General features: G+C 35.3%; 21 protein-coding genes. 8 read left to right on the forward strand and 13 right to left on the reverse strand.

Annotated features, from left to right (window positions below):
* Window positions 1-2 precede the first annotated feature (2 nt).
* The 5 genes from WJN01_RS00950 to WJN01_RS00970 all read left to right on the forward strand — a co-directional run bounded on the left by WJN01_RS00950 (window position 3) and on the right by WJN01_RS00970 (window position 5163).
* Window positions 3-797 (forward strand): cation efflux transmembrane domain-containing protein, encoded by a 795-nt coding sequence (locus WJN01_RS00950; RefSeq protein ID WP_445195299.1) that lies wholly within the window; start codon window positions 3-5, stop codon window positions 795-797.
* A gap of 95 nt (window positions 798-892) precedes the next feature.
* Complete coding sequence (locus WJN01_RS00955; protein WP_445195300.1) at window positions 893-1792, forward strand: FecR family protein; 900 nt, start codon at window positions 893-895, stop codon at window positions 1790-1792.
* A 49-nt stretch (window positions 1793-1841) separates the two neighbouring features.
* Window positions 1842-4139, forward strand: a complete 2298-nt coding sequence (locus WJN01_RS00960; protein ID WP_445195301.1) for a TonB-dependent receptor plug domain-containing protein — start codon at window positions 1842-1844, stop codon at window positions 4137-4139.
* An 89-nt stretch (window positions 4140-4228) separates the two neighbouring features.
* On the forward strand, window positions 4229-4555 hold the full coding sequence (locus WJN01_RS00965) for a metalloregulator ArsR/SmtB family transcription factor (RefSeq protein ID WP_445195302.1): 327 nt from the start codon (window positions 4229-4231) through the stop codon (window positions 4553-4555).
* Between the two features lie 104 nt (window positions 4556-4659).
* The gene (locus WJN01_RS00970; RefSeq protein WP_445195303.1) at window positions 4660-5163 is read left to right on the forward strand and encodes an SRPBCC family protein; all 504 of its coding nucleotides are present in this window, start codon (window positions 4660-4662) and stop codon (window positions 5161-5163) included.
* Between the two features lie 9 nt (window positions 5164-5172).
* Here the strand turns inward: WJN01_RS00970 and argS are convergent, their stop codons facing one another.
* Complete coding sequence (argS, locus tag WJN01_RS00975; RefSeq protein WP_445195304.1) at window positions 5173-6963, reverse strand: arginine--tRNA ligase; 1791 nt, start codon at window positions 6961-6963, stop codon at window positions 5173-5175.
* 543 nt (window positions 6964-7506) lie between these two features.
* Between argS and WJN01_RS00980 the strand changes: the two genes are divergently transcribed.
* The gene (locus WJN01_RS00980) at window positions 7507-9576 is read left to right on the forward strand and encodes a tetratricopeptide repeat-containing sensor histidine kinase (RefSeq protein WP_445195305.1); all 2070 of its coding nucleotides are present in this window, start codon (window positions 7507-7509) and stop codon (window positions 9574-9576) included.
* Window positions 9577-9582: 6 nt separating this feature from the next.
* Here WJN01_RS00980 and ctlX read toward each other — a convergent pair whose 3' ends face one another.
* Window positions 9583-10518, reverse strand: coding sequence for a citrulline utilization hydrolase CtlX (ctlX, locus tag WJN01_RS00985; RefSeq protein ID WP_445195306.1), 936 nt, complete (start codon window positions 10516-10518; stop codon window positions 9583-9585).
* Window positions 10519-10651: 133 nt separating this feature from the next.
* Here ctlX and WJN01_RS00990 point away from each other — a divergent pair, with 133 nt between their 5' ends.
* Together WJN01_RS00990 and WJN01_RS00995 are read left to right on the forward strand one after the other, a co-directional pair.
* Window positions 10652-11599 carry an NmrA/HSCARG family protein gene (locus WJN01_RS00990; RefSeq protein WP_445195307.1) on the forward strand — a complete coding sequence of 316 codons (948 nt, stop codon included), beginning with the start codon at window positions 10652-10654 and terminating at the stop codon, window positions 11597-11599.
* 45 nt (window positions 11600-11644) lie between these two features.
* On the forward strand, window positions 11645-12139 hold the full coding sequence (locus WJN01_RS00995) for a hypothetical protein (protein WP_445195308.1): 495 nt from the start codon (window positions 11645-11647) through the stop codon (window positions 12137-12139).
* 58 nt (window positions 12140-12197) lie between these two features.
* On the opposite strand, the gene WJN01_RS01000 is transcribed toward WJN01_RS00995, so the two are convergent.
* The 11 genes from WJN01_RS01000 to infA form a co-directional block, all read right to left on the reverse strand.
* Window positions 12198-13112 carry a dimethylarginine dimethylaminohydrolase family protein gene (locus tag WJN01_RS01000; protein ID WP_445195309.1) on the reverse strand — a complete coding sequence of 305 codons (915 nt, stop codon included), beginning with the start codon at window positions 13110-13112 and terminating at the stop codon, window positions 12198-12200.
* Between the two features lie 67 nt (window positions 13113-13179).
* The gene (locus WJN01_RS01005) at window positions 13180-14469 is read right to left on the reverse strand and encodes a citrate synthase (RefSeq protein ID WP_445195310.1); all 1290 of its coding nucleotides are present in this window, start codon (window positions 14467-14469) and stop codon (window positions 13180-13182) included.
* Between the two features lie 171 nt (window positions 14470-14640).
* Window positions 14641-15933: a phosphopyruvate hydratase gene (gene eno / locus WJN01_RS01010; protein ID WP_445195311.1), complete on the reverse strand. Its 1293-nt coding sequence runs from the start codon at window positions 15931-15933 to the stop codon at window positions 14641-14643.
* A 134-nt stretch (window positions 15934-16067) separates the two neighbouring features.
* Window positions 16068-17198 carry a glutamine-hydrolyzing carbamoyl-phosphate synthase small subunit gene (gene carA, locus WJN01_RS01015; RefSeq protein WP_445195312.1) on the reverse strand — a complete coding sequence of 377 codons (1131 nt, stop codon included), beginning with the start codon at window positions 17196-17198 and terminating at the stop codon, window positions 16068-16070.
* A gap of 84 nt (window positions 17199-17282) precedes the next feature.
* Entirely contained in the window at window positions 17283-17753 is a 471-nt protein-coding gene (gene rplQ / locus WJN01_RS01020; RefSeq protein WP_445195313.1) for a 50S ribosomal protein L17, read from the reverse strand.
* Window positions 17754-17826: 73 nt separating this feature from the next.
* Entirely contained in the window at window positions 17827-18819 is a 993-nt protein-coding gene (locus WJN01_RS01025; protein ID WP_370477958.1) for a DNA-directed RNA polymerase subunit alpha, read from the reverse strand.
* Window positions 18820-18918: 99 nt separating this feature from the next.
* Window positions 18919-19524 carry a 30S ribosomal protein S4 gene (gene rpsD / locus WJN01_RS01030; RefSeq protein ID WP_445195314.1) on the reverse strand — a complete coding sequence of 202 codons (606 nt, stop codon included), beginning with the start codon at window positions 19522-19524 and terminating at the stop codon, window positions 18919-18921.
* A gap of 172 nt (window positions 19525-19696) precedes the next feature.
* Window positions 19697-20080 (reverse strand): 30S ribosomal protein S11, encoded by a 384-nt coding sequence (gene rpsK / locus WJN01_RS01035; RefSeq protein ID WP_370477955.1) that lies wholly within the window; start codon window positions 20078-20080, stop codon window positions 19697-19699.
* A gap of 106 nt (window positions 20081-20186) precedes the next feature.
* Window positions 20187-20561 (reverse strand): 30S ribosomal protein S13, encoded by a 375-nt coding sequence (rpsM, locus tag WJN01_RS01040; RefSeq protein ID WP_445195315.1) that lies wholly within the window; start codon window positions 20559-20561, stop codon window positions 20187-20189.
* Between the two features lie 2 nt (window positions 20562-20563).
* Window positions 20564-20680, reverse strand: a complete 117-nt coding sequence (gene ykgO / locus WJN01_RS01045) for a type B 50S ribosomal protein L36 (protein ID WP_013305171.1) — start codon at window positions 20678-20680, stop codon at window positions 20564-20566.
* Between the two features lie 5 nt (window positions 20681-20685).
* Window positions 20686-20901, reverse strand: a complete 216-nt coding sequence (infA, locus tag WJN01_RS01050; RefSeq protein WP_007094967.1) for a translation initiation factor IF-1 — start codon at window positions 20899-20901, stop codon at window positions 20686-20688.
* Window positions 20902-20911: the final 10 nt, after the last annotated feature.

Below are 20911 nucleotides of genomic sequence, written 5' to 3' on the forward strand. Positions count from 1 at the left end.
AAGTGGAAAAAACATTATTTGAAATCACCAAAATGGATTGCCCTTCGGAAGAAAACTTAATCCGGATGAAATTACAGGGAGTTTCTGATATTAAAAATATGCTATTTGATATTCCCAACAGAAAATTGACCATTTATCATTCTGGAGGGATTGACCAAATTGAAAAATTATTGGGTGAGCTTAAATTAGGTGATAAAAAAATAAAAACAGAACAAACCGAAGAAATCAATTTTGCCGAAAACTCAAATCAAAGAAAACTACTTTGGACGGTTTTAGGAATTAATTTTCTGTTTTTTGTTTTAGAAATGGTTACCGGAATTTTTTCCAAATCCATGGGGTTGGTTGCAGACAGCTTAGATATGTTGGCAGATTCTTTTGTTTATGGACTTAGTCTTTTGGCAGTAGGTAGAACACTTTCAAGAAAAAAACAAATAGCAAAACTTGCAGGATATTTTCAAATTGTCCTAGCATTCATTGGCTTTTTAGAGGTTTTGAGGCGCTTTTTTGGAACAGAAAAACTCCCAAACTTTTCTACCATGATTGTCGTTTCCATTTTTGCACTGTTGGCCAATGGCATTTGTCTTTACCTGTTGCAAAAATCAAAAAGTAAAAAAGAAGCACATATGAAAGCCAGCATGATTTTCACCTCAAACGATATAATAATAAATTTAGGTGTTATTTGCGCTGGGCTGTTGGTTAATTGGCTCAATTCCAACAAACCTGATTTAATTATTGGCACTATTGTATTGATATTGGTCATTCAAGGAGCCATGCGTATTTTGAAACTTGGGAAATAATTTCCAAATTCCACTTTAACTCTTTAAAAGAAAAAAAATTTTAAAGGTAGGGTAGGAAAAAATAAAAGTTAACTGTTATATAGTTGAATAAGCAAATGATGAATAGAGAAGAACTCATATCGAAATGGTTGGACAACAACCTAAATGATCAAGAACTTAAGGCGTTTAAAAACCTTGAGAACTATGATGATTTAGTGAAGTTAGATACTAGTTTGCAGGCTTTTAAAGTAGATAATTACGATACTTCCAAAGAACTGGAAAACGTATTATCTACTATTAAAAGCAAAAAACAAACCAAAACACATTGGTTTAAGCCACTCATGCGCGTTGCTGCCATATTGGCCATTTGTTTTGGCTTGTATTATTACACGACGACTTTAGATACGACCATTTCAACAGAATATGCTCAAAAAACAACCATAGAATTACCTGATGCATCTAGTGTTTCCCTCAATGCTAAATCCATTTTGGTGTTTAATAAAAAGGACTGGAAACTTGACCGTGAAGTTGAACTTCAAGGAGAAGCCTTTTTTAATGTTGCCAAAGGATCATCATTTAAGGTAAACACAACATCTGGAACCGTTACGGTTTACGGAACTCAATTTAATGTAAAACATCGGGACAATTATTTTGAGGTTATTTGCTACGAAGGACTTGTTGGGGTAACCTACAATTCTCAAGAAACAAAATTAAAACCTGGAGACAGTTTTTTAATTATTGATGGGAAAACAATTGCTAAAGAAAAAGAGCACCTCACCATGCCTTCGTGGTTAAATAACGCCAGTACATTTACAAGCTTACCTTACAAAGTGGTCATTGCCGAATTTGAAAGACAATACAATGTTGATATTACTTTATTGGGCATAGATTCCACCCAATTGTTCACAGGTAGTTTTACACACGAAGATATTGATGTTGCTTTAAAATCAATTACCTTACCTTTACATGTAACCTATAGTAAAACCAACAATACTATTACATTAAAGCGTGAATAGAAGCTACATTCTTTCTATTATTTTTTCCCTAATTTTTTTGAATGTTGCCATGTTAAAGGCCCAGACCATTCAGGAAGAAAAGCAACCGCTTATTGCCATTTTAAAAGTTCTTTCAGAGAGATTTGACGTAAGCTTTTCTTATGTTGATGAAACCATAGAAGGCAAAGAAGCGCTCATGCCACCTCTAGGTTTTTCTTTGGAAGAAGCTTTGGAATTCCTTAAAATTGAAACCGAATTGGATTTTGAAATTTTGGACAATAGGTTCATCGTCATTAAAACACAAAAAGAAAGCCAATCAAATTTTATAAGACAAAAACTTAAAGAGGTGGTTGTAACCAATTACCTTACCACAGGTATCACAAAATTAAATGATGGATCGCTTACCATAAAACCACAAACTTTTGGTATTCTACCAGGTCTTATTGAACCTGATGTTCTGCAGACTATACAAGCTATTCCGGGCGTTTTAAGTGCCGATGAAACGGTTTCGAACATTAACGTTCGTGGTGGTACGCACGACCAAAATCTATTGCTTTGGGACGGCATAAAAATGTACCAGTCCGGACACTTTTTTGGGCTCATTTCTGCCTTTAACCCCTACATTACCAGACGCATAAACGTTTATAAAAATGGCACTCGGGCTAAGTATGGCGATGGTATTTCGAGTATTATTGACATGCAATTGCCTGATTACATTGACCAAGAATTTGACGCTGGAATAGGCTTCAATTTAATTAATGGCGACGTTTTTGCTAAAATTCCGCTGACAAATAAAACCGAGTTGCAACTATCTACCCGGCGTTCTATTACCGATTGGATAAACACTTCAACGTATGACCAATATTTTAAGCGAATTTTTCAGGATTCAGACTTTAATGTTGCAAAACAAAGTGACGATTTTATTTCACAAAATGAATCGTTTTATTTTTATGATATCACAGCCAAATTCCTCTATGATATTTCTAAAAAAGACCATCTTCGCTTTCATTTTTTAAATGTGAACAACAATTTGAACTATGATGAGCAGTCTACCATAAATGACCAAAGCGAGGCTTTAAACAGCAAATTAGTACAGAACAATTTAGCTTTAGGGTTGACATATACTAGAGATTGGAGCGACAAGCTCTCAACCACATCACAAATTTATGTTTCCAATTACGACTTGGATGCCACAAATTTCGATATTTTAAACAATCAACGCCTCATCCAAGAAAATGAGGTTTATGATGGCTCAGCGAAATTGGACATTAACTACACTGCCAATCTAAATTTCAATTTTAATGGTGGTTACCAATTTACCGAAGTGGGTATAAGCAATTTAGAAGATGTTAACAACCCCAACTTTAGAAGCTATGTAAAGGAAGTTTTAAGAACACATGCCATTTATACCGAAAGTCAATTTTTATCGGATAATGCAAAAACACGTCTTAACCTAGGTGGCCGTTTAAACTATATCAGCAAATTTAACATGATTTTGCCCGAACCCCGATTGAGTTTTAGTCAACGTTTTTTAAGCAATTTTAGATTTGAAGTTTTGGGCGAATATAAAAGTCAGACAACCTCGCAGATTATCGATTTGCAAAATGACTTTTTGGGAATTGAAAAACGCCGGTGGGTGCTTTCAAACAACAATACAGAAGTAATTGTTAATGGCAACCAAACCATTTACCCTATTCCGGTTTTAAAGAGCAAACAACTTTCAACGGGTATTCATTTCAACAAAAACAAATTACTGGTCAGTGCCGAAACTTACATTAAAAAAGTTGATGGCATAACCACCCGAAGTCAGGGTTTCCAAAACCAATTTCAGTTTGTTAACGCTATAGGTAGTTACAAAATTAAAGGTGTTGATGTACTGATTAACAAACAATTTAGTGATATTGTAAGCAGTTGGATTTCCTACTCGTACAGCACAAACAATTACAAATTTGACAATTTGAACAATGGTAAAGCCTTTCCAAACAACGTTGATATTACCCATGCCGTAACCTTCGCCGGAACCTACACCAACAACAACATCAAACTGGCTGTGGGACTGAACTGGCACTCCGGAAAACCCAACACAGAACCTAGTATTGATGACGACCCAAATGATGACGTCATTACCTATGCCGACCCAAACAGCACCAATCTAGACGATTACTTACGCGCTGATTGCTCGGCTACATATGCCTTTAATATTTCGGACTCCGCACATGCTACTATTGGAGCATCCGTTTGGAATGTGCTCAACAAAAGAAACATCATCAATACCTACTACACACTTGATAACGAAAATATAGTGAATAAGGTTGAAAATGAGTCCTTAGGTATTACACCTAATGTTTGTTTTAGGGTGAGATTTTAATTTCCACATTTATTTCAAAACAAAAAACTCATAGAAAAATTTGCGTAGTCAAATGACTTCATATATATTTGTAGTCAAATAACTTCATAATGAAATTAAGACGTGATATTTTCCAAGCGATTGCAGACCCAACAAGAAGATCAATATTAATCCTTTTGGCATCACAAACCATGACCGCTGGTGCCATTGCCAATAATTTTGATGTGGCACGGCCAACCATTTCCAAGCATATTCAAATTTTAAATGAATGCGAACTTATAGGATCCAGCAAACAAGGTCGTGAGATTTACTACCATATTAAAATGAACAAAATGAATGAGGTTGATTTGTGGCTGGATCAATTGCGAAGAATTTGGGAAGATCGCTTTGATAACCTCGACAACTATTTTGCAAAAATTCAAAACAAAAAATCATAATTGATTTCTATTTTCAACATAACTAACCAAAAATTAAACACTTTAAAGCAGACATCTCTTAAAAAAATATTGAAAAACAACATTACCCTTAAAAAACAATAATTATGCAAACCAACTTATTATTCAATTTCATTGTAAACAAAGAAAACAACACGGTAAATGTGGAGCGTGAATTTGCGGCTAACCTCAATCTAGCATGGGATGCTTGGACCAAACCTGAGATACTAGACCAATGGTGGGCACCAAAACCATACAAAACCGTAACCAAGTCTATGGATTTTCGGGAAGGTGGCACGTGGTTGTATTACATGATAAGTCCTGAAAATGACATTCACTGGTGTAAGAATGATTATTTAAAAATTAATCCAAAAGAAAGCTATACGGGTTTGGATGCCTTTTGTGATGAAAACGGAAATGAAAACATGGATATGCCCAGAACAAAATGGACCAACACCTTTACCGAAAAGGGAAATAAAACATTAGTGTCTATTGTTGCCACTTACGAAAGCCTTGAAGCACTAGAAAGAATAATTGCAATGGGCTTTAAAGAAGGATTTACAATGGCACTTGGCAACCTCGACGAGCTAATACAGACCGGAAACTTTTAGTATTTAACCTTACATCCGTTCGGGCACTTGAATACCTAAAAGCCCAAAACCGTTTTTAATGGTGTTTGCAACAGTTTTTGAAAGTTGTACCCTAAATGTTTTTTCTGTTTCGGAATCTGCTCCTAAAATAGACACATTTTGGTAGAAGGAATTAAACTCCTTCACCAAATCATAGGTATAATTGGCAATTAAGGCTGGGCTATGGTTTTCTGCGGCATTTTGAACAACTTCTGGGAATAATTGTATTTGTTTTAAAAGTTCCTTTTCTTTTGAATGTAACTCTATTGACCCTTCGACTGCGCTCAGGGTGACCGCATCGTCAATATTACTTTTACGCAATATTGATTGGATTCGGGCGTAGGTGTATTGAATAAATGGCCCTGTGTTTCCTTGAAAATCAATCGATTCTTTTGGGTCGAACAAAATGCGCTTTTTGGGATCCACTTTTAAGATGTAATATTTTAAGGCGCCTAAACCGATGATTTTATAGAGTTCCTGTTTTTCTTCTTCTGAATAACCATCAAGTTTCCCAAGTTCTTCAGAGATTTCTTCGGCGGTTTTGGCCATATCGGCAATTAAATCGTCAGCATCAACCACAGTTCCTTCACGGCTTTTCATTTTTCCACTAGGCAAATCCACCATCCCGTAACTTAAATGGTATAAGTTTTTAGCCCAATCGAAACCCAATTTCTTTAAAATTAAAAACAAAACCTGAAAATGGTAATCTTGCTCATTGCCAACGGTGTAAACCATTCCGCCAACATCCGGATAATCCTTTACACGTTGTATTGCCGTACCAATATCTTGGGTCATGTAAACCGCTGTACCATCGGCGCGTTGCACTATTTTTTCGTCGAGTCCATCTTCAGTTAAATCGCACCAAACCGAACCATCTTCTCTTTTGTAAAACACACCTGTTTTTAAACCTTCGGCAACAAATTCCTTTCCCAATAAATAGGTATTACTTTCGAAGTACAACGCATCAAAATCAACACCTAAATTTTTGTAAGTTTCATTAAAACCGTCATACACCCAACCATTCATTTTTTCCCAAAGGGAAACTGTTTCTTTATCGCCAGCTTCCCATTTACGCAACATGTCTTGCGCTTCCAATAAAATAGACGCACTTTTTTTAGCATCTTCTTCTGAACGTCCTTCGGCCAACAAACTTTGAATTTGGTTTTTATATTCTTGGTCGAACTTCACATAATAATTACCAACCAATTTATCGCCTTTTAAACCAGTGCTTTCAGGTGTTTCACCATTTCCAAAAAGCTTCCACGCCAACATACTTTTACAAATATGAATGCCACGGTCGTTTATAATTTGGGTTTTATACACCTTTTTACCCGAAGCCTTTAAAATTTCGGCAACGCTGTAGCCCAACAAATTGTTACGGATATGCCCCAAATGCAGAGGTTTGTTTGTGTTTGGTGAAGAATACTCAACCATAATGGCCTTTTCATTGGCACTTGGCTGTAAAAATCCAAAAGTTTCATTATCCTTAATTCCATTGAAAAAATTGAGATAATATGAATCGCTTATCTCAATGTTCAAAAACCCTTTTACAACATTAAATGCCTTAACATCCTTTGCGTTTTCAACCAAATAGTTACCAATGGTTTCACCAATCTGCACTGGGTTTCCTTTTATAAAACGCAACATGGGAAAAACAACAACTGTAATATCGCCTGCAAACTCTTTTCTAGTAGACTGAAATTCAACAGATTCCAATGCAACATTGAAACTTGATTTTACAGCTTGTTTCACATAATCTGATAAGGTTTCCTGAAGGCCCATTCTACTCGTTTTATTAAGTGTGCAAAGATAGAATTTTTAAATCAAGTTTTTAATGGATTTCTTAAGTAGATTTTCTTAGGGCTTATCACAATTACTACTTCATAATGCTGAGGATTTATATAAATTCGAAGACTTATATTCCGCTTATTTAGAAACAAAGGCTATAATCGACACAGAAATTTAAAAAATTATAAAATACACATTTTCAATTAGTTACAATTAATTAAAAACAATAAAAGAAAAAGTGTGCATTTCATCGACAAATGCTCCTTTTTTCCATGATTTTTGCCTTTCGTCTATTGGTCGATTTTGGTCCTTTTTTTTCAATGTCGTTTCAACTAATTTATTGGTATTAAAACGCAGAAATTAGATTATAAAATCACTTTTTTCAACTTTTGCGTGGTAATGCTATTACTTCCAATCTAGGTTGGATAAAATTAACTAACAAACAATTATAGCTTAAGAAAGCTCTCTTATTTTCCCTCAAATTATAAGACACCTTTTAAAGTGTGGCTTTGTTACCGCTGTGATTTAACTTGTTATATGAGGAGAATAATTACTTTGTTGATGGTACTATCTTTATCTCTTGGTTTTGCACAAACCAATGATATAGATAGTTTATCTATTGAACTAGCTTTTCAAGATCAAGACTCCTTAAAAGTTGATACTTCCCTGAAGCTTATAAAATCGTTATACAATATTAATGATTACGACCGTGCCTTAAAGTATGTTATTGAAAGTGAAAAATTATCACATACCCTAAATTACACGGAAGGCATTGCAGAAATTACCTATTACAAATCACTAATTTATGCCCATAAAGGAGATTACATAAATGCCATTAGTGGGTATAACAAATCCAAAGACCTTTTCAATAAATTACAAGATACGTTAGGTGTTGCAAAAGTAAACAACAGCATTGGGTTGATTGAAATAGAACGTGGCAATTATACTAAAGGTTTACAATTTTCTCTTTTGTCCATAAATGAATTGGAAAAAAGAGACCTTAACAAAGACCTTAATTTAGCGTACAGCAACTTAGCGAAAGCTTACTACAACATCAATGATTTCGACAAAGCCACTGAGTTCTACCTTAAAGCATTGGAAAAGCAAAAACTTTTAAAAGACACCAAGGGCATCAACGAATCTAACTTAAAGCTAGCCGAACTGTATTCGAACAGAAAAGAACACCGAAAGGCCATTGATTACTATCAAAAAGTTTTAAATGGCAATGCAGCTGCAAATGATTCGCTACTAGGACTAGTTTTACCTAAATTAGGTGGTGAATACTTAAAGTTCAACGATTATGGCAATGCCACCAAATACCTCATAGATGGCTACAATGTTAATAGAAAAACCAACGATAAGTTAGGTATGCTGTTAACATTAAACAATTTAGGCGATTTAAACATCAGGCAAGACCGCTTGGGTACTGCTGAAAAGCAACTCATGGAAGCTGGACAAATCGCCAAGGACCTAAATAACAAAACCGAATTGCTGAAGCATTATAAATTGCTCAAAACGCTTGATTCTACAAGAAAACAATTTGACCAAGCTTTTATTTGGCAGCGCGAATACTATGAATTAAGCAATGAATTAAAGGATGAAAAGACAAATTTTAATAGAAATTCTGAACTAGAAGGCTTTGATTTTGGTTCCAATGCAATAGAACCTGAAGTAGTCGGTACAACAAGCAACAAGCAACAAGAATTAGCTGAAAAAACAAAATCTGATGAACGCTTAGGCAAATATAAATTAATATTCTACGGACTATTGGCTGCACTTGCCATTGTTTCCACCTTTTTAATCTTAATATACTTAAAGCGTAACAGCAACATTAAGTATATGCAGGAACTTGAAGAGAAGAATATTAAAATAGAATTGCAAAACGAAGCCTTTTTAGAGCAAACCAAACATCTTGAAAACGTAAATAATGTAAAGGATAAGCTCTTCTCAATTGTATCGCACGATTTAAAAGATTCACTATCCTCAATAAATGGTTTTATAGATTTACTAAAAGATGGATCCTTGTCAAGAGAGGAATTTGATAATTTAATTCCTGAGTTGAGCGAAAATGCAAATAATGCCTCACTTCTATTATTCAATTTATTGAATTGGTCTAAATCGCAAATGCAATCTCTAGAGCCTAAACCGAGTTTATTCGACGTCCAAGAAGTATTTGAGGACAAGGTAAAACTTATTGAGCCTCGCATGGAAAATAAGGGCATCACTTTGGTAGATCATTCTTTACGCGATTTTGCCTATGCTGACAGAAGTATGTTTGAAATCGTTATTCAAAACCTATTGGCCAATGCCTTAAAATTCTGTAAACGAGGCGATACCATTACCATTTCAAACCATATTAGTAACGGAAGTTGCATTGTAAGTGTTGCCGATACGGGTGTTGGTATTTCTAAGCAAAATATGGAAAAGCTATTCAAAAATAGTTCGTTTACCACTATGGGCACCGATAACGAAAAAGGCACGGGCTTAGGCTTATCCATCTGCAAGGAGCTTGTTGAACTCAACAATGGCAAAATTTGGGTTGAAAGCACCCAAGGGGTAGGCAGTACTTTTTACGTACAGTTACCAAAATCTAGGCCTTCAGAATAGAATACATTAATTTTTTGGCAAAAAAACTTCAGCCATCATACAGCGGGCACTTCCTCCTCCGCAAGCTTCTATCGTATCCAAAGAACTAGAAAGTATTTTATTATGCTTTTCTAAGGTTTGTATTTGGGCTTTAGTCAAACTATCAAAAGCCGCTTGACTCATAACCAAATAACGTTCATTATTAAAACCCTTTACTTGAAGCATATTACCGGCGAATTGCTTCACCTGATCTTCAGTAATATCTATAATCTCCTTACCACTTTCCTTTAAGTGTTTAATCACATTTTTGCGTTCCTTTTTATCATCAATAGAAGACAAACAAATTACGGCAAAAGTTTCCGCCACACACATCATTACGTTGGTATGGTAAATAGGGTTTCGGTTGCCATTTATTGTTTGGTTTGCAGTAAATATGACAGGCATATATTCAAAATCCTCGCAAAACTCAATAAACAAATCCTCATCTGCCCTTGGGGAAAGGGCACAATAAGCTATTCTGTTCATTCGGTCTAAAACTACGCTTCCAGTTCCCTCTAAAAACACATGTTCTTCCTCAGCGCTTGTGTAGTCAATAATATCATTTATTTGAAAACCTTTTTCCTCAAGGATGTTTAAAATGTCCTCTCTACGTTCCAACCGCCTATTTTCTGCAAACATAGGGTAAAGTCCAACATCACCATTTTCATGAAACGACACCCAGTTATTTGGAAAAATGGCATCGGGCGTATCTGTCTCAACCTTGTCTTTAACCACAATTACATCCACCCCTACACCACGAAGTTTTTCCACATAGGCATCAAACTCATTTTGGGCCCTAACATTAACGGTTTCAGGCAATATGCCATCCAACACTTTTTGGTAATAATTGTTTACGGCCGTTTGTTCGTTCATTCTAAAATTTTCCGGACGTACCATTAAAATAGTATTTGTGGTTTGCTGCATAAATTGTTAATTATAATACAAAAATAAAGCTATTTACAGTGATAAATTCAATGTAGTGAATTCTTTTTAATCATTTGAAAACTTGACTTTAAAGGAATATTTGTCGAACTTAGTAGAATTACCCTTTACTAAAATGAAAAATCAAAAAATAATTACCGTATTTGGTGCCACTGGTGCCCAGGGAGGTGGACTTGTTAGAGCCATATTGAACGATAAAGTTGGCGAATTCAAAGTGAGAGCTGTGACTCGAAATGTGCAATCTGATAAAGCCAAAGCATTGGAGCAACTTGGAGCAGAAATAACAACTGCTGACATTGACGATGTTTCAAGTATCAAAAACGCCTTAAAGGATGCATACGGAGCCTATTTTGTAACATTCTTTTGGGAACATTTTTCTGCTGAAAAAGAATACCAAGAGGTAAAGAATTTTGTAGCTGCTGCCAAAGCCTCCAACTTACGACATATGATTTGGTCAACCTTAGAAGACACCAGAAATTGGGTTCCGTTGGATGATAACCGTATGCCTACATTACAAGGAAAATACAAAGTGCCTCATTTTGATGAAAAAGGAAATGCTGAAAAACTATTTAAGGAAGCTGGTTTACCAACTACATTTTTAAGGACTTCATTTTATTGGGATAATTTTATACATTTTGGCATGGGCCCAACAAAGGCCGAAGATGGCAATTACTACATTACGTTCCCTATGGATGATAAAAAATTGCCAGGAATGGCTGCCGAAGATATAGGAAAATGTGCTTACGGTATTTTTAAAAATGGCCCAAAAGAAGCTAGTAAAACAATAGGCATTGCTGGAGAAAAATTAAGTGGCCAAGAAATGGCTGATAAATTCTCAAAAGCTTTAGGTGTTAAGGTTATGTATAACAATGTTGAGCCAGAAGTTTATCGTAATTTTGGATTCCCCGGTGCCGATGACTTAGGGAATATGTTCCAGTTTAAAAGGGATTTCAATGATGATTTCTGTAACATCCGCAGTATTGAAAAATCATTATCCTTAAATCCGGATCTTCAGGATTTCGATAAATGGCTTGATTTGAATAAATCAAAATTGAATTTGTAAGAAAAAGAGGTAAATTTGATTTTTGTTTAAAATAACCCCAATCATATGAAAAATTTGATGTTTCTCTATTTATCAATCCTATTTTTACCTTCTCTTACTTTTGGACAGAACCAACCTTCAGTTGAAAAAATACCTGATTTTATGAGACCTACACAGGTTTCAGTAGTGGAAAAAGACACATTAACAAGAATTTGTTTCTGGTTTGACAAAGAACATAGGCAAATTTTGAACGATCAGCCCTTAGACTATGCAACCCTGAGTTATTGTAAAGTTTTTGAAAGAAAATTCACAAAAACAAGTCGAGGTTACTTGGATTATGAATCTTTTATTCAAAAGGACAAAATTTATAAATTGGTTGCTGAATGTTTTAAAACTGAAAATCCTAATCAATGGCTTATGAAAAAGTACAAAAATGATTCACTGATTTCTGAAAATAAAGTTAGGGTTACCGATATTTCAACTGGAACTTCGAAAACCAAAAAAATGGGAGACCCTATACCGCTGGTGCGTCAATTTATGAAAACAGAAATAATCGATTAGTTTTTGTAGGTTTCTCTTTATCAATTATCAGAATAAAACAATGAAATAACTGATAAATTCAATCCCTAATCAAAGGCATAGTTGTGCAACGCAACAAACCTTCTTGTTTTCCAATTTCGGCATAAGGCACTTCCTCAACAGTAAAGCCTTGTTGTCGCAGCCAAGTGTTCAATCGTGTAAAGTTTCGTTCGGAAATAACAACATCTTCTGAAATGGAAAAGATATTGCTATACATCTCATACATTTCATCTTTGGTGATTTCAAAAATATTCTCTTTGCCGAAGAAATTAACCAACCAATCATATTCGCGTTCAACCAAAAATCCATTTTTATGGATAATGGCTTTTCCTTTTCCAATCGGTTGAAAACAACAATCTAAATGCAAGGCGTTTTCTTTCGCATTGGTGTTGGATTTTCTCAGCTCAAAAGATTTCACCATCTTATCTGGAAACAACTCCTGAATGGCTATTACGGCATCCAAATTGGTGCGGGCTGTAATGTAATTTGAGTAATCTTCTCCTGAATAAGTACCTATAAAAATATAATCGTTCCAAGGTATAACATCGCCACCCTCAACATGGCATTCTTCAGGAAGCAGGATTCTGTTTTTTCTATCTATTTGGTTCCAAACACATCTAATCGCCTCAACCTCCCTTTCACGATCGGGCAAAATATTGGCACGAATAATTTTGTCCTCTATTACAAAAGCAATGTCTCGCGAAAATATCTGATTACAATCCTTAATGACTTTTGGCCTAAACACCTCTACGCCATATTTTTTAAAAACAGCGGCAACGGCATCCATTTCCTTTATCATATCATCTTCTTTTGGGTATGTGCCTGCCAAAACGTGCTCAATACTTTTAGGGTCGTAGCAGTCTTCTACTTTTGGTATAGGCCCGTTACTTTTGGCGGTTCCCAAAATAACCGTTCGCAATCGTGAAGTTTCGTTTTTTACATTTAGTTGTAACATGCTGTAAATATAAAAAAGCTCCGCAAGTTTTACTTACAGAGCTTTTCATTTTTATTCAGATAAGATTTTACCTTTCTTCTATTGGCACAAACTTTCTTTCGGTTGCACCGATGTAAATTTGTCTTGGTCTTCCAATTGGTTCTTTACGCAAGCGCATTTCTCGCCATTGCGCTATCCAGCCTGGTAAACGACCTAAAGCGAACATTACGGTAAACATATCTGTTGGTATGCCCATGGCTCGATAGATAATTCCAGAGTAGAAATCTACGTTAGGATATAATTTTCTATCAACAAAATATGAATCTTCCAACGCCTCTTTTTCAAGACCTTTGGCAATACCCAAAATTGGATCTTCCACACCTAAATCGCCCAATACCTCATCTGCTGCCTTTTTGATGATTCTAGCACGCGGATCGAAGTTTTTATAAACGCGGTGCCCAAAGCCCATCAATCGGAAAGCATCATTCTTATCTTTTGCTTTGGCCATATACTTTTTGGTATCTCCGTCATCTGCTTTAATGGCTTCCAGCATTTCTAAAACCGCTTGGTTAGCCCCACCATGAAGTGGCCCCCATAGTGCAGAAATACCGGCAGATATGGAAGCAAATAACCCCACATGTGACGATCCCGCAATACGAACGGTAGAGGTTGAACAGTTTTGCTCGTGATCGGCATGAAGAATTAAAAGCTTATCCAATGCATTAACCAAAATTTTATTTTGCTCATATTCGCCATTGGGCTTTTTAAACATCATTTTTAAGATGTTTTCAACGTAACCTATCGTGTCATCTCCATAATTTAAAGGGCGACCAACCTTTTTTCTGAACGTCCACGCCACTAAAACTGGAAATTTTCCCAATAACCTTACTACAGACTTATACATATCCTCCTCAGATTCTACGTTTACCGAAGAAGGGTTAAATGCTGTTAAGGCACTGGTTAAAGATGAAATCACGCCCATTGGGTGTGCCGCTTTTGGGAACGCATCAACTATTTTCTTCACATCTTCATCTACTACCGCCTCTGCTTTAATATCATTATGGAACTTCTCGCTCTGGGCTTTTGTTGGCAATTCACCAAAAATTAAAAGATATGCTACTTCCAAAAAATCTGCTTTTTCCGCCAATTCTTCAATGGAATATCCTCGATATCTTAAAATACCTCTCTCTCCATCTAAAAATGTAATGGCACTTTCACATGAGCCTGTGTTTTTGTAGCCAGGATCTAGTGTGATTACACCTCCTGAATCGCTTCTCAGTTTAGTAATATCTATTGCAACTTCATTTTCTGTACCCTTTACTAAAGGAAATTCGTGTTTTTTACCGTCAATTTCGATAGTAGCTGTATTGTTTGCCATTATTTTTTAGTCGTTTAATTTGATTTAGAAGAACGCTAAATTACGAAATATCCCCCTATTTTTTAAGGAATATTTCGATTGATTTAATCGATTACCATATTAACAAAATTCACATTAAAAAAAAAGCGATTATTAAAAAATAACCGCCTTTTGTATAAATTTTTAAAGTAATTACTTAACCTTAAAAGCTTTTTCTTTTGGGAAATATGCAACATCTCCCAATTCCTCTTCTATTCTAAGTAATTGGTTGTATTTTGCCATACGGTCGCTACGTGAAGCGGAACCTGTTTTTATTTGTCCACAATTTAATGCTACGGCCAAATCAGCAATAGTATTATCTTCTGTTTCTCCAGAACGGTGAGACATCACTGAGGTATATCCAGCATTTTTAGCCATATTTACAGCAGCAATGGTTTCAGTTAAAGACCCTATTTGGTTTACTTTAACAAGAATAGAGTTGGCAATACCTTTTTCAATACCTTTTGATAAACGCTCAACGTTGGTTACGAATAAATCATCGCCTACCAATTGTACCTTATCGCCAATTTTTTCGGTTAATAATTTCCAACCATCCCAGTCGTTTTCATCCATACCATCTTCTATTGAAATAATAGGGTATTTAGCAACCAATTCTGCCAAGTAATCAGCTTGTTCTGCAGAAGTTCTTACTTTTCCTTTATTTCCTTCAAACTCGGTATAATCGTATTTACCATTTTTATAGAATTCTGCGGAAGCACAATCCAAGGCAATCATAACATCATCACCAAATGTATAGCCAGCTTTTTCTACGGCTAATTTTATAGAATCCAATGCATCTTCTGTTCCTCCTGCTAAATTTGGTGCAAAACCGCCTTCATCACCTACAGCTGTGCTTAAACCTCTATCGTGCAATACTTTTTTAAGGTTATGGAAAATTTCAGTTCCCATTTGCATAGCATGGGTAAAATTCTTTGCCTTTACAGGCATAATCATGAATTCTTGAAATGCAATCGGGGCATCACTATGAGAACCACCATTGATGATGTTCATCATTGGCACAGGTAGCGTGTTAGCTGAAACACCTCCCACATATCTATATAAAGGCATGTTTAATTCGTTAGCCGCTGCCTTAGCCACCGCTAAAGACACGCCTAAAATAGCATTAGCACCCAATTTTGATTTATTTGGCGTACCATCTAAATCAATCATTATCTTATCTATTAGGTTTTGTTCAAATACTGAAACACCCAATAATTCTTCAGCAATTACGGTATTTACATTATCAACAGCTTTAAGAACACCTTTTCCCATATAAGTTTTTCCACCATCACGTAATTCAACAGCTTCATGCTCTCCTGTTGACGCTCCTGACGGTACTGCTGCCCTACCTAAAATATTGTTTTCTGTTACTACATCTACTTCAACTGTAGGGTTCCCTCTTGAATCTAAAATTTGTCTTGCGTGAACGTTTATAATTGCACTCATAATTAGTTAGTTTTTTATACTTTTTGTTAATTCAAATTTACGGTTAAATCTTGTTTTATTTCAGATGTTTTTTAAGAATTTAACCAAATAACGGCTATAACGTTTTAGTAAACATAAGCCTTAAATGTAGTTACCTACACTTGAGATTTAACGGCCTTTTTACTCTTTTTTACGTTATCCATAAATTGGTCAAACAAATAAGATGAATCATGAGGCCCTGGGCTAGCTTCTGGGTGATATTGCACCGAAAATACATTTTTGTTTTTCATGGCCAATCCAGCAACTGTATTATCATTTAAATGTATATGCGTTACTACTAAATCTGCATTGGATTCGGCTGACTCACGATCTACAGCAAACCCATGATTTTGAGAGGTTATTTCACCTTTCCCGGTTTTTAAATTCTTTACAGGGTGATTAATTCCCCTATGCCCATTGTACATCTTGTAAGTACTAGCTCCATTGGCCAATGCGATGACTTGATGCCCCAAACAAATTCCGAATAAAGGCAAATCTCTTTTTATAATTTCCTTCGCTAAATCCTGAGCATCGACCAAAGGTTCTGGATCTCCAGGTCCATTTGATAAAAAATAACCATCCGGATTAAAAGCTGCCAAATCTTCAAATTTAGCGTTATATGGAAACACTTTTATATATGCATCTCTTTTGGCAATGTTCCTAAGAATATTCTTTTTTATTCCAATGTCCAAAGCAGCAACTTTGTAGGTTGCATTTTCATCACCAAAATAATAAGGTTCTTTAGTTGAAACTTTTGATGCCAGCTCTAAACCTTCCATATTTGGTACTTCGGACAATTGTTTTTTTAACCCTTCAATATTATCAACTTCGGTAGATATTACGGCATTCATAGCACCGTGATCTCTAATATAACTTACCAAGGCTCTAGTATCAACATCTGATATTGCTAAAAGATTGTTTTTATCTAGAAAATTTTCCAATGAATCATCTGCGGCTGCTCTTGAGTAGTCATAGCTAAAATTTTTAACTACGAGACCAGCAATTTTAACTGAATCTGATTCTACTTCATCTGCATTTGTTCCGTAATTACCAATATGTGCATTGGTGGCCACCATTATCTGACCGAAATAAGATGGGTCAGTAAAAATTTCTTGGTAGCCTGTCATTCCTGTATTAAAACACACCTCTCCAAATGAAGTTCCTTGCTTGTTACCTACTGCTTTACCGTAAAAAATTGTTCCATCAGCGAGTAAAATGATGGCTTTTTGTCTTTTTTGATATTTCATAAATTCGAAAAGTTTTACAAAATTGCATAAAAAAAAGGATAAACTAAAATAGTTTATCCTTTATATTTAAATGCTTATTAACATTTATTCTTCTTCGTTTGATGCTTGAGTTTCAACTGGAGTAGCAGCTGGTTTAGAACCACCTCTTCTACTTCTTCTAGTTGTTTTCTTCTTAGCTTTTCCTGCATTGTAAATTTCATTGTAATCTACAAGCTCTATCATGGCCATATCAGCGTTATCACCTAAACGATTACCTAGTTTGATGATTCTAGTGTAACCACCTGGTCTGTCACCAACTTTTGTAGCAACTTCTCTAAACAATTCGGTTACTGCATCTTTTTGTCTTAGTCTTGACATTACAATACGTCTGTTGTGCGTCGTGTCTTCTTTAGACTTTGTAATCATTGGCTCAACAAAAAGTTTTAGCGCCTTTGCCTTTGCTAATGTTGTGTTAATGCGTTTGTGCTCAATTAATGAACATGCCATATTAGCCAACATTGACTTTCTATGGGCTGTTTTTCTACCTAAATGGTTTACTTTTTTTCCGTGTCTCATGACATTTGTTTTAAACCTCTATCTTGCTACTGCACTCTTTATGAGGAGCAAATTATAGAAGAGTTAGAAATAATTAATCTTTATCTAATTTATATTTGCTTAAATCCATTCCAAAATTTAAACCTTTAACGTTCACAAGTTCTTCAAGCTCTGTTAAAGACTTTTTACCAAAGTTTCTGAATTTCATTAAATCATTTTTATTGAATGATACTAGGTCACCCAAAGTATCAACTTCTGCAGCTTTCAAACAGTTAAGTGCACGAACAGATAAATCCATATCGATTAACTTAGTTTTAAGCAACTGACGCATGTGAAGTGATTCTTCATCATAAGTTTCAGTTTGTGCAATTTCATCAGCTTCTAATGTTATACGCTCATCAGAGAACAACATGAAGTGATGAATTAAGGTTTTAGCCGCCTCAGTTAAAGCGTCTTGAGGTGTAATGGAACCGTCTGTAATGATTTCAAAAACTAATTTTTCGTAATCTGTTTTTTGCTCAACACGATAGTTTTCAATACTGTACTTAACGTTTTTTATTGGCGTGTAAATTGAATCTGTAAAGATGGTACCAATTGGCGCAGAAGCTTTTTTGTTCTCTTCTGCCGGCACATAACCTCTACCTTTTTCAATGGTAATTTCCATGTTAAGGCTTACTTTTGGATCTAAGTTACAGATAACTAGTTCTGTATTCAATACTTGGAATCCTGAAATAAACTTTTGGAAATCTCCAGCTGTGATACGTTCTTGACCAGAAATTGAAATTGATATTGATTCGTTATCAATATCTTCAATCTGTCTTTTAAAACGAATTTGTTTTAAGTTTAAGATGATTTCAGTTACATCCTCTACTACTCCAGCAATTGCTGAAAATTCATGATCAACGCCTTCAATTCTAACCGATGTAATAGCGAATCCTTCTAAAGATGATAATAAAACTCTTCTTAATGCATTACCTACTGTTAGTCCGTAACCAGGTTCTAAAGGTCTGAATTCGAATTTGCCTTCGAAATCAGTAGAATCAATCATGATTACTTTGTCAGGCTTTTGAAAATTAAATACTGCCATAATTTTTTTCTTCGTTTTAATTGTTACTTAGTTGCGCGGTTTATAAGTTTGAAGAAGTACGAATAAACCCTTTGGCTAAATACCAATGTTGTTAATTTATTATTTAGAGTATAATTCGACGATGAATTGCTCATTAATGTTTTCAGGGATTTGGATTCTCGCTGGTACAGAAACATAAGTTCCTTGTTTGGTAGCATCGTTCCAAGTAATCCACTCATAAACGTGGCTTGAGTTTGAAAGTGATTTTTCAATAGCTTCAAGCGATTTTGATTTCTCTCTTACAGCAACAACATCACCAGCTTTTAATTGGTAAGATGGAATGTTTACTAATTCCCCGTTTACTGTAATGTGTCTGTGCGATACTAATTGTCTTGCACCACTTCTAGAAGGAGCAATACCCATTCTGAATACTACGTTATCTAAACGAGATTCACAAAGTTGTAAAAGCACTTCACCAGTAATACCTTGTGCAGCTCTTGCACTTTTAAATAAGTTTCTGAATTGACGTTCTAAAATACCGTAAGTGTATTTTGCTTTTTGCTTTTCCTGCAATTGGATTGCGTACTCAGACTTTTTACCACGTCTTCTGTTGTTTCCGTGTTGCCCAGGAGGGTAATTTCTTTTTTCGAATGACTTATCGTCTCCGAAGATAGCTTCGCCAAATTTACGAGCTATTTTAGTTTTAGGACCAGTATATCTTGCCATTTTAAATTTGTTTGTGGGAGTGATTATGAATTAAGGTCTTAATCTTATCCTTCGATAATCGTTAATCTCCCCGTGATACTTGTTAATTATTTTTTCGGTGTGCAAATGTACGTATAAAAAATGAATATCAACTGCAAAAAACAGTTGATATTCATTCTATTATATACATCTTTTAAACGCGACGTCTTTTTGGAGGACGACAACCATTATGTGGTAGTGGAGTAACGTCTATAATTTCTGTTACTTCAATACCTGCATTATGGATTGAACGGATAGCAGATTCTCTTCCGTTTCCTGGTCCTTTTACATAAACCTTTACCTTTTTTAAACCAGCTTCTTGAGCCACAGCAGCAGCATCTTCAGCAGCTAATTGAGCAGCATAAGGCGTATTTTTCTTAGAACCTCTAAATCCCATTTTACCAGCCGAGGACCATGCAACTACATCTCCTTTTTTGTTGGTAAGTGAAATAATAATGTTGTTGAAAGATGCTGTAATGTGCGCTTCACCTACAGAATCAACAATAACTTTACGTTTTTTTGTGCTTGTTTTTGCCATATTTTCTAGTGCTTAGTTATTAGTGATAGTCGCTAGAATCCTAAACCGTAATTTCAAACAGATTCTTTCCAACGTCTAAATACTAAAGACTAAATATTTCTAATTATTACTTAGTTGCTTTTTTCTTGTTAGCAACTGTTTTTCTTCTACCTTTTCTGGTTCTAGAGTTGTTTTTGGTACGTTGTCCTCTTAATGGAAGACCAGCTCTATGACGGATACCTCTGTAACATCCAATGTCCATTAAACGTTTAATGTTCAATTGTGTTTCAGAACGCAACTCACCTTCAATAGTGTAAGTTCCAACAGCCTCACGTATATTACTAATTTGGTCATCAGTCCAATCTTGAACTTTTGTACCTTCGTCAACTTTAGCAGTAGCTAAAATTTCCTGTGCTCTACTTTTACCTATCCCATAGATATAGGTTAAAGCAATAACTCCTCTTTTGTTTTTCGGTATGTCTACACCTGCAATTCTTGCCATAATTACCCTTGTCTTTGTTTAAATCTAGGATTCTTTTTGTTAATTACGTAAAGTCTTCCTTTTCTACGCACAATTTTACAATCTGCGCTTCTTTTTTTAACTGATGCTCTTACTTTCATGAGTCTTAGTATCTATAAGTTATTCGAGCCTTAGTTAAATCGTAAGGACTCATTTCTAATTTTACTTTGTCTCCTGGTAACAATTTGATGTAGTGCATACGCATTTTACCAGAAATATGTGCCGTCACAATGTGACCATTTTCTAATTCCACACGGAACATAGCATTTGACAATGCTTCTATAATTGTTCCGTCTTGTTCTATTGCTGCTTGTTTTGCCATAGTATATAAT

Origin of the sequence: Tamlana sedimenti, from assembly GCF_038148895.1 — a bacterium.
In the GTDB taxonomy this organism is placed as follows: domain Bacteria; phylum Bacteroidota; class Bacteroidia; order Flavobacteriales; family Flavobacteriaceae; genus Tamlana.

Coding starts and splice junctions, on each gene's coding strand:
- WJN01_RS00955 (WP_445195300.1), top strand. CDS start 893: ATGATGAATAGAGAAGAACTCATATCGAAATGGTTGGACAACAACCTA.
- WJN01_RS00960 (WP_445195301.1), top strand. CDS start 1,842: ATGTTAAAGGCCCAGACCATTCAGGAAGAAAAGCAACCGCTTATTGCC.
- WJN01_RS00965 (WP_445195302.1), top strand. CDS start 4,229: ATGAAATTAAGACGTGATATTTTCCAAGCGATTGCAGACCCAACAAGA.
- WJN01_RS00970 (WP_445195303.1), top strand. CDS start 4,660: ATGCAAACCAACTTATTATTCAATTTCATTGTAAACAAAGAAAACAAC.
- argS (WP_445195304.1), bottom strand. CDS start 6,963: ATGGGCCTTCAGGAAACCTTATCAGATTATGTGAAACAAGCTGTAAAA.
- WJN01_RS00980 (WP_445195305.1), top strand. CDS start 7,507: ATGAGGAGAATAATTACTTTGTTGATGGTACTATCTTTATCTCTTGGT.
- ctlX (WP_445195306.1), bottom strand. CDS start 10,518: ATGCAGCAAACCACAAATACTATTTTAATGGTACGTCCGGAAAATTTT.
- WJN01_RS00990 (WP_445195307.1), top strand. CDS start 10,652: ATGAAAAATCAAAAAATAATTACCGTATTTGGTGCCACTGGTGCCCAG.
- WJN01_RS00995 (WP_445195308.1), top strand. CDS start 11,645: ATGAAAAATTTGATGTTTCTCTATTTATCAATCCTATTTTTACCTTCT.
- WJN01_RS01000 (WP_445195309.1), bottom strand. CDS start 13,112: ATGTTACAACTAAATGTAAAAAACGAAACTTCACGATTGCGAACGGTT.
- WJN01_RS01005 (WP_445195310.1), bottom strand. CDS start 14,469: ATGGCAAACAATACAGCTACTATCGAAATTGACGGTAAAAAACACGAA.
- eno (WP_445195311.1), bottom strand. CDS start 15,933: ATGAGTGCAATTATAAACGTTCACGCAAGACAAATTTTAGATTCAAGA.
- carA (WP_445195312.1), bottom strand. CDS start 17,198: ATGAAATATCAAAAAAGACAAAAAGCCATCATTTTACTCGCTGATGGA.
- rplQ (WP_445195313.1), bottom strand. CDS start 17,753: ATGAGACACGGAAAAAAAGTAAACCATTTAGGTAGAAAAACAGCCCAT.
- WJN01_RS01025 (WP_370477958.1), bottom strand. CDS start 18,819: ATGGCAGTATTTAATTTTCAAAAGCCTGACAAAGTAATCATGATTGAT.
- rpsD (WP_445195314.1), bottom strand. CDS start 19,524: ATGGCAAGATATACTGGTCCTAAAACTAAAATAGCTCGTAAATTTGGC.
- rpsK (WP_370477955.1), bottom strand. CDS start 20,080: ATGGCAAAAACAAGCACAAAAAAACGTAAAGTTATTGTTGATTCTGTA.
- rpsM (WP_445195315.1), bottom strand. CDS start 20,561: ATGGCAAGAATTGCAGGTGTAGACATACCGAAAAACAAAAGAGGAGTT.
- ykgO (WP_013305171.1), bottom strand. CDS start 20,680: ATGAAAGTAAGAGCATCAGTTAAAAAAAGAAGCGCAGATTGTAAAATT.
- infA (WP_007094967.1), bottom strand. CDS start 20,901: ATGGCAAAACAAGCAGCAATAGAACAAGACGGAACAATTATAGAAGCA.